Origin of the sequence: Sphingobacterium cellulitidis, assembly GCF_043187465.1 — a bacterium.
In the GTDB taxonomy this organism is placed as follows: domain Bacteria; phylum Bacteroidota; class Bacteroidia; order Sphingobacteriales; family Sphingobacteriaceae; genus Sphingobacterium; species Sphingobacterium cellulitidis.
This window is the reverse complement of sequence record NZ_CP171136.1, coordinates 2,404,439-2,417,910: the sequence shown is the minus strand read 5'-3', so window position 1 is coordinate 2,417,910 and position 13,472 is coordinate 2,404,439. Positions and strand designations below refer to the sequence as shown.

Below are 13,472 nucleotides of genomic sequence, written 5' to 3'. Positions count from 1 at the left end.
AATGATAACTAAGTTTTTTCAAAAATTCTTTTATTACCTCATTAAGGGGACATTGGTGGTGGCTCCAGTTGCCGGAGCAATCTTTGTGATTGTGTGGTTGGTCGCAACCCTGGATGGTGCCTTAAATATCACAGAACATTTTTTGGTGGATGAAACCGGTAAACCCTTGTATATTCCCGGATTGGGGATAGTTTCGGTTATCCTATTGCTTACCCTTATAGGTTTTATCTTTACCACTTTGGTTACTGCTCCAATCAGAAATTGGTTGAGTAGAACAATCAGTAAGATTCCTTTATTCAATACTTTATATTCATCCATAAAAGATTTTACGGAAGCATTCGTAGGAGATGCCAAGAAATTCAACGAACCTGTATTGGTGGAAGTAAATGAACATGGACTCAAGAAAATTGGTTTTTTGACGCAAAGAGATTTACATGTCATCAATTTGCCAGGTGAAGTAGTTGTTTATTTCCCATATTCATATTCTGTTGCTGGTCAGGTTGTTGTGGTTCCATCAGAAAAGGTTACTAAATTAAATCTTTCTGCAACTGATGCCATGAAACTAGTCGTTTCTGGCGGTGTAAGTGGCTTGGAAGGAAAAAAAGAAACTAAAGATTCTAAAGAAAGAATACAATAATTAGCATCATGTTTTGGAAGAAAAATTCAAAAAATCTAGCTGAGCTGGAAGATAAATTATTGACTGCTGAGACAGAACTAAGTTTTTTGAAAGCCCAAACCGAAAAGCATCTTTCCCAACTATTTTATAAGCATTCAGAAATCCAAGATTCTTTGTCCGTGAAATTTCGGGCTTACCAAGCAGATATATTGCCGTTGAATTCAGAATCAGTTTGGCCTATAAGCGCTGAAGTCAAATTAATCCAAGGTTTTATTGAACTTTATTCCTCTTTATCAGAATCTGAAATACACTATAAAGTTGACTTCGATATTGAGGATCCTGAAGAAATGATTCCTGCCTTAATATTATTGCCTATCATCCAGAATTGTGTGATCAGTGGCTATAACAGTATGGAGAATTTCCCCTTGAAACTACGCTTGAAGGTGAAGGCTCAGCATTTGAGTCTTGAAATCAGTAATCGCGTAAATCATTATTTAGTGAACCAAGCTGACGACACGAGAATTAAATCCCTTGAAAGTAGGTTGTTCAAAGAGTTTGGAAAGGACTATACCTTATTTATCAATAGTAATTCAAACTTGTTTAAAATTACCCTGCTACTGAACCTAATTGAATCTAGCAAGTAAAAATATACTTTAACCATCGATTCAAACTGCTATAGGCTATTAAGAATAAAAAAACAGGAGTCATCATTTGATGACTCCTGTCAAGTTAAATTAATCTGTATATATCGAAGTTTTAGTCACGTTTACAGTTTGCAGTCCAAGTTTCCCCATCTTTTGTATAGCCAATGGTCAATTGATCTGCATCGATAGAAAGTAAGCCAAAAGCACCATCTTCTATAAATAACTTATTGTTATCTCCTTTTGTCATCTTCACATTGATAATATCTGGAATATTACTATCGAAGATAAAGGAGTAGTTTGATCCACCTACTTTAGTCACTGTAACTTTACCTTCTGTTGGTGAAACATTTTTCTCGCTATCGTTTTCATTCACATAGCTAATAGTACCTTTATAGTCATCTACAAAAATATCATTATCTGCTGGATCATCGTCCTTTGAGCAAGCAGATACTGCAAATAACACTACAAATAATAGACTCAGTAATTTCATTGATTTTTTCATAGTACAAATTATTTTGTTGTTTTTCTATAGTTTATTGCGGTACTATGTCCAAACCTAATGCCATACCAACTGAAACATGCCTGATACAATATTAATTTAACATAATTTTAACATCTATGGATTAGTGGTATCGAACAGATTCAACTGTGTATTTTGCTGTTTTTTGTAGTGGGAGAGGTCATATTCAAACATTTCCTGATTGAGATGATACTTCTTACAATGAAGCTTGAAATTATTCCGAATGATTTCTGCTAAGTGTCCTGTTCCTCTCATCCTATTCCCAAAATCGCTGTCGTTGACTTTTCCTTTATGGCAATCCTGAATACTATGCCAAATCTTATTGGCTCGATCAGGGTAGGACTTTTTTAACCAATCTTCAAAAATTTTCGAAATCTCACCATTTAGTCGAACTATTGTATAGCCAGCCCATTTTGCACCAGCATCTGCTGCTGCTTTAAGGACCTTTGGGATTTCATGGTCAGTAAGTCCTGGAATTATTGGGGCACACATGATTCCAACGGGAATCCCGTGTTGAGATAAGGTTTCTATAACCTTTAATCTTTGTTGGGCTGTCGCAGTTCGCGGCTCCATCTTGGATCGCGTCTCCTTGGTCAATGAATTGATGGAAATAAAGACAACACATAGATTTTTACTTGCCAGTTCAGATAGGATATCCAAATCGCGTAGAATTAGGCTGTTTTTCGTAATTAACCCGACGGGTTGGCCGTGTTCCAAGCAAATCTTTAAAATGGCTCTGGTAAGCTTAAACTTGCGTTCTAGGGGTTGGTAACAATCTGTATTCCCAGAAAGGGAAATGGGAGAGCCTTCCCAATTCTTTTTACGGATATGTTCGCGGAATAATTTTGGAGCATTAGCTTTGACCAGAATTTTACTTTCAAAATCCAATCCGGCACTATAACCCCAATATTGATGGGAATTTCGGGCGTAACAATAAATACAGCCATGTTCACAACCCTGATATGGATTCAAGGAATATTCCATACCGACATCAGGGCTGTGAACCTTATTGACTATTGTTTTGGGGTGAATAATGGTAAATTGGGTATTCGGAACGTCTTGTTCCCAATCATCAATTCCCTCTATATGGTCTTGACTATAACTGTATCTCGAAAATACATTGTCAATATTCTTTTGAGCACCTCTACCTGTAATTAATTCACGTTCCATCTCACTAATATTTTTACTAAAATACTAAAAATATTAGCAAAATAAAATAAATACTATTGCTCGATTAGTTCTTTTTCTTCAACCTTAGATTTAAGATAATTGTGAATTTCAATTTGAGATCGGCAAATAGGTTCCTCATTATGAATGTATTCATTGGTTTGCTTGTTATTTAGATATCTTGCTTTGACATTGTCACGCAGTTGAATCTCCAGCATATCCAATAATTCATGCTTTAATTTCTTATTGTTGATTTTTACAGCAGCCTCAATTCGATGATCCAAATTTCTGGTCATCAAATCTGCTGATGAGATATAGGTCAATTCTTTTCCGGCAGCATAAAAATAAAATACACGCGCATGTTCTAAAAATTCATCAACTATACTGATCGCATGGAATGGCTTGATAAATTTCTTTTGATTGACTGCACAGAAAATACCACGCACAATAAGATCTACCTGAACGCCAGCGGTTGCCGCTTCATAAATTTTCTTGATGGATTCTTTATCACTTAATGAATTGATCTTGATAATAATTCGAGCAGGTTTGCCAGCTTTGGCTTCCGCAATTTCCTTATCAATTAAGGCACAAATTTGCTGACGCATATCGAATGGACAGATCATCAAATGCTTATTGTGATGAATTTGATTTTCAATTGGAATTTTTGGCTTTTGCAAAGCATTAAAGATCTTATTGATATCAGCCATTACGCCTTTGTTGCTGGTCATCAAACAATAGTCACCATATAATTTGGCGGTTTTCTCATTGATATTTCCTGTACTCACAAAACCATATTGAATGGTCTTATTTTGAACACGCTTCTTGATGATACACAATTTGGCATGCACTTTCTTATTCGGTATGCCTACAAGAACCTTGACTCCTTCCATTTCAAATCGTTCTTTCCATTCCAAGTTATGCTCTTCATCAAATCTTGCCCTCAACTCCAGCATGACCGTTACTTCCTTACCATTTCTGGCAGCGTTTACCAAGGCATTGGCAATTTTGGAATTGGTTGCCATCCGGTAGATGGTTGTTTTGATTGACTTCACATCTGGATCCATGGCTGCTTCCCGTAATAAATCAATCATCGGTCGAAACTCATGGTATGGAAAGGATAGAAGAACATCTTTTTTCTGGATCACATCGGTCACCCGGTCTGTTCCTGCAAAGTCCGGATGCTCAAAGGACATTCTTTCCTCAGGCTTTTCATCTGCTTTGAAAACATCGGGAAAATCCATAAAATGCTTGAAATTGTGAATCTTTTGACCTGGAATAATACTGTCTTTCTTGCTGAAATTCAGTTTTTTAATCAGTAATTCCAATAACTTAGGGTCCATTTCTTGATCAAATACAAATCGAGTTGGTTTTCCTTTCCTACGATTTTTGATTCCCTTACTAATTTTCTCTACAAAGGTCGTGTTAACATCATTGTCGATGTCAAATTCAGCGTCCTTCGTGATTTTAAAAGTATTAGCGACGAAATCATCAAATCCAAAATAAGAGAATATATATGGCAGGTTGACCTTTACGATATCCTCTATTAAGATAATATGTTTTTGATTTTTAGGTGATGGCAAAATAACAAATCGTCCAAGCTGTCTGGATGGAAGCTCAATGATTGCAAATTTGGTGTCGTACTGCCAATCATCCTTATACATGGCAATACCCAGGTATAAGCTCTTATCTCGAAGATAGGGCATAGGCTTGGTTTCATCCAAAATTAAAGGGATGATATTGGTTTCAACTTCCTCGTCAAAGTAATTCTTTACAAATGCTAACTGGGTAGGGTTTAGGTCTTCAGCAGATTTAATATAGACTTTCTGTTTGGCCATTTCCCGCTGGACCTGGTTCCAAATTTTGTCGAATTTTCGCTGCTGCTTAATTACTATTTCCGTAATCTTTTCAAGGATAATTGCAGGTGGTTTATAAAAATAACTATTTGACTCTTTAGTGTTTATTTCAGCTGCTCTTTTTAATGCAGCAACCCTAACCCTGAAAAACTCATCCAGATTATTAGAGAATATGCCTAAAAACTTTATTCTTAAATGTAAAGGTACAGTTGGATCCGCTGCCTCCTGTAAAACTCGACCATTAAAACTTAACCAACTAATATCTCTCGGGATAAATTTGCTTGCCATTTCTCTATCTGTCATCATAGCTCAAAGATGTTCGAGCTTTATTTGGTAAAAGTTAATAAATTAATATCAAATTATTAAATAATGGAATTGATTTGAGGATGTTTTTTTTGATCCGGTTGATTTATCAATTTTTATCTATTTCGTTATTTATTTTACTGCTTTTTCCCCAAAAAATCTCGAATGGGATGTGTTTTTTTAGATTATTTACTTATGTAATTAATTACGGGTTAAAATTAAGTAAAAAATATGTGAATTATAATTAAAAATTGAACTAAATGGAAATGAGTTTATAAAGTATTATAACAGATGTTCTTATAGATCGACTAATATAATCAAATAAGCACCCAAGGGCCCTCGAGTGCTATCATTTTACTATAATCGCAATAAATAAAATGAAATTTAACAACAGCTTCACGAGAGAAATTCTAATGTAACTGCCTATATCCGCATTTCAACTATAGATGTAGGTTAAAAAAATTGTTTGTTAAATATTTTATTTGAATAAATATATAAAAAATATATTTAAATAAGAAAATTTATTTTCACAAAAAACAATAGCTGTAATGTATTACATTACAGCTATTTAAAAAGTAGATCCTTATTTATTTACGCCTCTACGGCTAAGAATGTTAATCGCTTCATATTTCGAAGCATCATAATGTGGGTCTTCCAGCTTCAATTCAGTAGGATAGGGCTTGTTCTTGTCAAAGAAATAAATCTTCGTGACACTCCCATAATCATTTACTGGAAACATATCTGCACATTGTTCATATTGTGCATTGAGTTGATCTTCTACAGTCACTGCATAAATCCGGATGATCCCACCTTTATTGTTCTCGTTTCGAACAAAAGCAACCTCCTGAAAACCACCAGGTAATTCTTCGATGGAAGGTTGGGAATAGGCATCATAAATAAAATACCCAAGGATAAGGATCAGTGGAATGGCTATAAACCAAATCTTTTTACGTTTTTTTTCCATTAAAGACTAATCTTAATGCCAAGTAATTTATAGAATTCCTTCAGGATATTTTGGTGTCCAGGCCATGCTGGCGAAGTAACGAGGTTGCCATCAACCACAGCTTGATCGGCAGGGATGTTTTTCCATGTACCACCCGCCAATTCAATATCTGGTCCTACAGCAACATAAGCCGTTAATGTACGACCTTGCAATACCTTTGCAGCAGTTAATACTTGAATTCCATGACAGATCGCTGCTACTGGTTTATCTTGATCAAAAAAGTCCTTCGTAATCTCTAGAACTCTTTTATTTAAACGAATATACTCTGCAGAACGTCCACCGGCAATATATAATCCATCATAATCTGCCGTGTTTACCGAATCAAAATCCTTGTTGATGGCAAAATTATGCCCTCTCAATTCTTTGTAGGTTTGATCACCCGTGAAATCATGAACAGCGGTCGGAACAACATCACCTTTTTTGCGGTCCGGAGCTACAGCATCTACTTGGATACCTATGGATTCCATTGCTTGAAAAGGAACCATTGCTTCATAATCCTCTACATAATCACCAACTAATAATAATACTTTCTTTGCCATAATATTGAAAATTTAATTTTACTGTTGTTCATTTGATAAACGCTCGGCCATCAAGCGTTTTGTTTTGCGCACTTTCGCTTCCAATTGACTTCTTAATAAAGGCGCAATGATCCCTTTCCCTTCCTCAAAATTCAATTGAAAATCAGGTAGGGAAAACGTTTCCAGGACAGTTGCCCCATCTCTAGGCATCCTAGCTTCAGCCATTTCTAAGATAGTTTTGGCGCCCCTTGGTCCATCACTCGTGGATAATAGGAATACCGGCTTCCCTGGATACACCTTCCGACCCTTTATTCTTGAAATCCAATCATACAGGTTTTTATAACCTACATTATAATTTCCGTTATTCTCTGCAAATGATATCAATATCAAATCCGCCCAATCAATCTTGGTAGCAAATTCCACAGCATTCTCAGGAATTCCGATTTCTTTTTCTAGATCCTTGGAAAATATTGGAACAGGAAAATTATTGATGTCCAATACCAAGATCTCATCATCAATTTCTTTATAATATTTACTTACACTGCTAACCAGCTTTTTATTAATAGAATCGGAGCTATTACTCGCTCCAAAGGCCAATATCTTCATATCCCTAAAATTAAGGATAATGCCCGAGAAATAGAATCCTTGCTACTATTTATTCAGGCTTTTTGACAAATAGGTTAATTTCCTTTTTCAAAATCCTAAATGTTATGGTCTGAAATTGTGTAAATCTGGAGTGGCAATTAAATACTAAATTGAAAAATACTTCAGGAAAAATTCATGGATCTACCGCACTTTTGCCGGACCTTCTTCGGACCTTCTTCGGACCTTCTTCGGACCTTTGCCGAAAAAATTCGAAGGAGGTCCCTATTAGGTCCGACCATGGTCCGACAATTTTCAATACTTGACTCTAACTAAAGCCGAATAACTTGTTAAGTAGCAGAATAAATTACGATTGATTCACAACCTATAATTCATATTGCCTTGTAACAGTTTGTGAAATCTAAAATTAGATTCTTCTTGAAAAATAAAATTTCGATTAGATGCTGATGGATAACTTGTATTTTAATAATAGACCAGGCAGGCTATTGAGATTTATTTTCGCTCCTTTGACTTTATTGATGCTTGGATCTAAAATCAAGTTTTTTGATTCTCTAAAGTCCACTTTCTCGAGATTGGAGTTAATAAATTGTGCGTCCTTCATATCGGATCCTGCAAAGCTGGCATTGGTTAATTGTGCGTTTTCAAAGTCTACCTGATGCAAACGGCAATTCGAGAAGACTGTTCCTTTGATATTGCAATTGTAGAATGAGCTATGGTCTAAGCTGGACTCCTCGAAACGGAGTTGGATATTAAATGGGTTAATACTATCAAATCGTAATCCCAGTAGCTTGCAGTTTTTGAATAGGATGTCTTGGAAACTACATTGTTCAATTTTTGCAATGGATAAATTGCAGTCAACAAATTGGCAATCGATAAATTTATAATTGTTGAGGTTTACCCCTTCAAAATTGCATTGAAGAAATTTACAGTATTCATATTCGCCCTTGTGAAGGGGGCTATCTATAAAATTGATATTCTGAAAGGTTTGGTCTTCAAAATAATCCATCATCTTTGTTTTTATTATTAATCGTTAAGGATTTCTTTACGGATTCTACTAAGGGAACTATCTGTTACGCCTAAATAGGAGGCAATATATTTGAGGGGTGCTTGCTGGATAATTTGTGGTTTTTCTTCCATGAGATGGAGATATCTCATTTTTGCGGGCTCTGTAATCATTTCCGTTGCTCTTTTCTTGGACAGATATAGTTCAAAAGCCATCCAAGCACGACCCCATTCTCGGAAAGCAGGGATTTTATGGAAAAGGTCTTGAAATTTTTCGTAATCAATTTTCCATAAGATACAATCTGTTAAACATTGTATATATTCTTGGGTTGGAATTCTTTGAAAAATCGAGGCAACTTCAATTACAACTTCATTTTTTCCGGAAAAGCCAGTGCTGATTTCATTGCCTTCATAATCATATAAATAGGTCCGGACTAAGCCTTCTTCCACAATATAGTATTCATTGGCTATATGACCTTTTTCCAATATAAAATCCCCTTTTGATAAATGGACTTGGTCATGGGCTTCAAAAATCAGTTCCAAGTCGGATGATTTTAATTGAGGATGTTGATAGGCATATCTTAAGACTTCCATTACGGTGTGATTATTTGCATTAAGTTAAAGAAATCCCGCGAAATCTAAAACGGGTCCGATACCTCAAAGGAAACTGATGCTTTGGAATGGGGGTGAATAAATTGAATATATCCCGCATGTAAATGCAAACGGTTTGCCCGTTTTCCATAGAGGTCATCGCCAATAATAGCACAATTCAAGCCTTTAGCATGAGCAGAATGAACTCTCAATTGATGGGTTCTTCCCGTTAGCGGGAAATAATGGATTCGCGTATGCTGACCTTCGATGGCTACAATTTTATATTTTGTTTGCGCAGGTTTTCCATATTCGTAACAAACTACCTGTCTAGGTCGATCATCCAGGTCCACCCTTAGTGGAAGATCAATTAAACCTTCAGGCTGTTGGATAATGCCATCTAGAAGGGCGGTATATCTTTTCTTAACCGTATGATTGATAAATTGACCTTGAATAAATTGATGTGCCTCCTTGGTTTTTGCAAGAACAAGAATTCCTGAGGTAGACATATCCAATCGATGAATGATCAATGGGCTATCCAGATTCGGATATTTTGCCATAATCCGGCTTTGCACGCTATCTTGGACATTGATGCCCGGTACCGAAAGGAATTCTGCTGGTTTGTTCACTACGATGATTGCATCATCTTCAAAGATGATTTCCAATTCCTTGCCATCGGCAGGGTTTTCCAGCATGGGATTAGGATCGACGGACAAACCTTGGAGCATATGTTCCAAAATAGGCTCACATTTACCTCGACAGGCGGGGTAGAAGTTCAGATGCTTCCGGACCTCTTGATTAGGCGATGAGCCCCACCAGAATTCTGCCATAGATATGGGTTTCAAGTTATGCTCAAAAGCATATTGAAGCAGTTTTGGAGCAGCACATTCGCCAGCACCTGCAGGTGGAATTATGTTTTTACCATTCTTGAATATATCCAATACAGATTTACGCTGCTGATTGGCGTTTAGGAAATGATATTGGTCAAAAAGTTCATTCTGAAGATTAGAGGAACGCAGTTTTCTTTCCTGCTTTAAAAGGTCAATTTGGTTGAGAATTTCATTCAATTCAGTTTCAGCCTGTAGGATATTCTTGGCTGAGAGTTCTTTTTGCACATCATAATGATGCTGGTCCCGGTAACTCTGTTTGATTAAATCCTCTTCGATCACTTTATATTCGTCGATAGAAAGGGATTCTTTATGGGTATTTCGAATAGCCTTCCTTTCGGCTTTATTCTTTTTATGTAAGGTACGCATATCTGCCAAGGCTTGTTCCTCTTGAGCCCTTGTGCTTGCTAGCTTAGTTTTTAAGTCTTTTAATGCTGTTGAATTTTGAAGCTGTTCAATATCTCTATTTATTTGATTGATTATTTCTTCTTCCTTCAGAAAAAAACCTTCAGGGTCAAGCATATCAAAGATTGGGGGCACAAAATAATTATGTCTATTTGTTCCGGCTAATTTTCCAGATACAGCGGAAAGAAATCCTAATTGGCCATCTTGATCTTTCACTACCAATACGCCAAACATTTTTCCGATGATCAATCCGGTTTGTTCAGGGTCCAATCCGAAGTTATGGTCAAAATCTTGTTGACAAATTAAATAATCTTGAACTTGTTTTGCGGCAAGTGTACTTAGTTCATGAGGTTCATAACAAAATGGAAAAGTAAACCGACTCGGAAGGCTGATTTGTTCTGTATCTTCTTGAAATAAATGGAAGTAAGGAATCTCTTTAGACATTTTATTTTTTGACAAAGAACAAAAGTACGAATTGTAAGGTAATGCGGTATGATATATCGACTTTTTTATGACAATATAAAGCTTGAAAAAGGCCTTTATCTGCTAAATAATGAGTAAATTGTTAATACTAAAAATTCGTGCTTAAATGGATAAAATCGTAAAATTTGGAGAGTCTGATTTAGAAATAGTACCCTTAATTTTTGGGGGAAATGTTTTTGGTTGGACCTTGGATGAAAAACAATCCTTTGAAATTTTAGATCAATTTATGGATCTGGGTTTCAATGCAATTGATACAGCCAACAATTATTCTCACTGGGTGCCCGGCAATAAGGGTGGTGAGTCAGAAACTATTATTGGAAATTGGCTGAAAGAGAGAAATAACCGGGAAAAAGTTGTCTTGATGACTAAAGTTGCTGGAAGGTTTGGTTATGACAGTAAAACCAATACCAAGGCAGACTATATAAAGGAGCAGGTTGAACTTTCCTTAAATCGATTGCAAACAGAGTATATTGATTTATATCAAACCCATTACGATGATTTAGATACCCCAGTGGAGGAAACCTTAAGAGCTTATGAGGATTTGATAAAAGAAGGAAAGGTTCGATACATTGGAGCATCCAATATCAAAACAGATCGTTTATTGGAAAGTTTGGACACATCAAGTAGATTAGGATTACCGAAATATATCTCCCTTCAACCTGAATATAACTTGTATGATCGGGAGAAATATGAAACTGAATATGCGGAAACGGTTCAACAATATGGTCTAGCCGTTATTCCATATTATTCTTTGGCGAGTGGATTTTTATCAGGGAAGTATTTGACTGATGATGATTTTTCGAAATCCAAAAGGGGAGAAGGTATTGAAAAAAGATATTGGAATGAAAGAGGGCAACGTATTGTTGCAGCATTGAATGATGTGGCTTCGGCATACCGAACTTCAGCAGCCTCAGTTGCATTAGCGTGGTTAATAGCTCAACCTAATATTACGGCTCCCATAGCCAGTGCGACAAAAGAAAGTCATTTACAAGGTTTTGTTTCTGCTTTGCAATTGAGATTAGGTGACGAAGCTTTGGAAAAATTGAATACAGCTAGCCGATATTAAAAATAAATAAAACAAATTGGCAAGAAATTACATTAACATTTTAAATAAATAGGAATATGAAAACTGATATAGGAATTAAAGAACAGGACACAAAAGTTGTAGCAGGATTATTAAATAAGCTTTTGGCAGATGAGAATGTGCTTTATACAAAGGTTCGTAATGCACACTGGAATATTGAAGGTCCGGATTTTCACGCGCAACATATATTTTTTGAAGAACTTTATTCAGAATTGGCTGAAATTATCGATGAGGTAGCGGAAAGAGTTCGTGCGATTGGTCATTATGCAGTAGGTACCATGAAGGAATTCTTGGAATTGACGCAACTGACTGAAATGAAATATAAAAAGAATGATAGTCAGGGATTTATCGCTGAGTTGTTGAATGATTACGAGAGTTTAATTATCTCATTGAGAGAAGACATTAAACTAGCAGAAGAACATAATGATGCTGGAACTGAGGATTTCCTCGTTGGATTATTAGAAAAACATGAAAAAACTGCTTGGATGTTGAGATCGCATCTAAGATAAAAAATTACATATTTGATAAGAAAGGAGCTGTAAATCAGCTCCTTTTTTTATGGAAACCTATTTAATATCAGGAATGGGAGCAATTGAAAATAACTTTTTCAAATTCCCTCAATATTTAATTGAATCTATTTTCTACATTACCTAAAAACATCGACAGATGTACAATTAAGCGTATTATTTTATTAGAATCTAAATTAGAATACTTATTTTCAGCAAATTATTCTGCACTGGATCAAATGATAGATGAATTAGTAGAGTTTCTTGGAAAACAGAATGCTGTCGTTGCGGCTTTGTTCGCTGGATTATTCACTTGGGGAGTAACTGCATTAGGTGCTGCCGGCGTTTTTCTTTTCAAAGGAGTCAATAAAAAGTTATTGAATGGCATGCTGGGATTTACTGGAGGGGTCATGGTTGCGGCCAGTTTCTGGTCTTTACTTTCACCAGCCATTGAAATGAGTTCTGGCGAAGGGTTTTCCAAAGTGATGCCTTCCGCAATTGGTTTTATTCTAGGAGCACTTTTTATTTTTGGTTTAGATAAATTGATGCCCCACCTGCACTTGAATTTCTTAAAAACAGAAGGACCAAAATCGTCCTTACATAGAACTACTTTATTAACTATTGCTATCGCTTTACATAATATTCCTGAAGGTTTGGCGGTTGGGGTTCTCTTTGGTGGCGCAGCATTAGATGTTCCTGAAGCCAGTATCACCGGTGCTGTTTTGTTGGCAATGGGTATAGGATTACAAAACTTCCCAGAGGGAATTGCCGTATCAATGCCACTTCGTCGAATGGGATTGTCCAGATGGAAAAGTTTTCAATATGGTCAATTATCTGCAATCGTAGAACCTGTTTTTGCGGTGCTAGGAGCATTCGCTGTCGGGTTCTTTATGCCAATCCTTCCTTATGCCCTTTCATTCGCCGCAGGTGCAATGATATTCGTAGTAATTGAAGAAGTAATCCCCGAAACACAACAAGAAGAACACTCTGATATTCCTATCCTTGGATTTATCCTAGGCTTTGTGGTCATGATGGTGCTAGACGTCGCGTTAGGCTGATAATAGTATTTAGTATATAGTATTTAGTATTTAGACCTATGGCTGATAAGGATAGTTTATTAGTATTGACTCAATAAAATCTTAAGTGAGACTGTATCGTCAAAACATTCAGTAAGCCGTATTATCAAACTATTTAGGAAATCTAAATACTAAATACTAACTACTAAATACTCATAAAAAAAATGAAGGGATGAACCAAAAGTTCATCCCTTCATTTTTTTTATGAGTATAG

General features: G+C 36.1%; 14 protein-coding genes. 5 read left to right on the top strand and 9 right to left on the bottom strand.

Annotated features, from left to right (window positions below; translation table 11 throughout):
* Position 1 precedes the first annotated feature (1 nt).
* On the top strand, positions 2-637 hold the full coding sequence (locus ACF3OC_RS10755) for a DUF502 domain-containing protein (protein ID WP_392469184.1): 636 nt from the start codon (positions 2-4) through the stop codon (positions 635-637).
* Between the two features lie 8 nt (positions 638-645).
* Complete coding sequence (locus tag ACF3OC_RS10750) at positions 646-1,260, top strand: hypothetical protein (RefSeq protein WP_392469183.1); 615 nt, start codon at positions 646-648, stop codon at positions 1,258-1,260.
* Positions 1,261-1,372: 112 nt separating this feature from the next.
* Here ACF3OC_RS10750 and ACF3OC_RS10745 read toward each other — a convergent pair whose 3' ends face one another.
* The 9 genes from ACF3OC_RS10745 to ACF3OC_RS10705 form a co-directional block, all read right to left on the bottom strand.
* On the bottom strand, positions 1,373-1,750 hold the full coding sequence (locus tag ACF3OC_RS10745) for a hypothetical protein (RefSeq protein ID WP_392469182.1): 378 nt from the start codon (positions 1,748-1,750) through the stop codon (positions 1,373-1,375).
* 126 nt (positions 1,751-1,876) lie between these two features.
* Positions 1,877-2,950, bottom strand: a complete 1,074-nt coding sequence (locus ACF3OC_RS10740) for a PA0069 family radical SAM protein (protein ID WP_392469181.1) — start codon at positions 2,948-2,950, stop codon at positions 1,877-1,879.
* Positions 2,951-3,003: 53 nt separating this feature from the next.
* Complete coding sequence (gene ppk1, locus ACF3OC_RS10735; protein ID WP_392469180.1) at positions 3,004-5,106, bottom strand: polyphosphate kinase 1; 2,103 nt, start codon at positions 5,104-5,106, stop codon at positions 3,004-3,006.
* Positions 5,107-5,686: 580 nt separating this feature from the next.
* The gene (locus ACF3OC_RS10730; protein WP_392469179.1) at positions 5,687-6,067 is read right to left on the bottom strand and encodes a hypothetical protein; all 381 of its coding nucleotides are present in this window, start codon (positions 6,065-6,067) and stop codon (positions 5,687-5,689) included.
* A complete protein-coding gene (locus tag ACF3OC_RS10725) occupies positions 6,067-6,645 on the bottom strand; it encodes a DJ-1/PfpI family protein (protein WP_094256538.1) in 579 nt (192 codons plus the stop codon). The genes ACF3OC_RS10730 and ACF3OC_RS10725 overlap by 1 nt, the downstream gene beginning before the upstream one ends.
* Before the next feature lie 18 nt (positions 6,646-6,663).
* Entirely contained in the window at positions 6,664-7,230 is a 567-nt protein-coding gene (locus ACF3OC_RS10720; RefSeq protein WP_392469178.1) for an NADPH-dependent FMN reductase, read from the bottom strand.
* A gap of 433 nt (positions 7,231-7,663) precedes the next feature.
* A complete protein-coding gene (locus tag ACF3OC_RS10715; RefSeq protein ID WP_392469177.1) occupies positions 7,664-8,236 on the bottom strand; it encodes a pentapeptide repeat-containing protein in 573 nt (190 codons plus the stop codon).
* Positions 8,237-8,250: 14 nt separating this feature from the next.
* Positions 8,251-8,823, bottom strand: coding sequence for a Crp/Fnr family transcriptional regulator (locus ACF3OC_RS10710; protein ID WP_094256535.1), 573 nt, complete (start codon positions 8,821-8,823; stop codon positions 8,251-8,253).
* Between the two features lie 44 nt (positions 8,824-8,867).
* Positions 8,868-10,553 carry a pseudouridine synthase gene (locus tag ACF3OC_RS10705; RefSeq protein WP_392469176.1) on the bottom strand — a complete coding sequence of 562 codons (1,686 nt, stop codon included), beginning with the start codon at positions 10,551-10,553 and terminating at the stop codon, positions 8,868-8,870.
* A gap of 145 nt (positions 10,554-10,698) precedes the next feature.
* Between ACF3OC_RS10705 and ACF3OC_RS10700 the strand changes: the two genes are divergently transcribed.
* The 3 genes from ACF3OC_RS10700 to ACF3OC_RS10690 all read left to right on the top strand — a co-directional run bounded on the left by ACF3OC_RS10700 (position 10,699) and on the right by ACF3OC_RS10690 (position 13,240).
* Entirely contained in the window at positions 10,699-11,658 is a 960-nt protein-coding gene (locus ACF3OC_RS10700; RefSeq protein ID WP_392469175.1) for an aldo/keto reductase, read from the top strand.
* Positions 11,659-11,714: 56 nt separating this feature from the next.
* Positions 11,715-12,185, top strand: a complete 471-nt coding sequence (locus ACF3OC_RS10695; RefSeq protein ID WP_094256532.1) for a Dps family protein — start codon at positions 11,715-11,717, stop codon at positions 12,183-12,185.
* A 236-nt stretch (positions 12,186-12,421) separates the two neighbouring features.
* Positions 12,422-13,240 (top strand): ZIP family metal transporter, encoded by an 819-nt coding sequence (locus ACF3OC_RS10690; RefSeq protein ID WP_094256531.1) that lies wholly within the window; start codon positions 12,422-12,424, stop codon positions 13,238-13,240.
* The last annotated feature ends 232 nt before the right edge of the window (positions 13,241-13,472 follow it).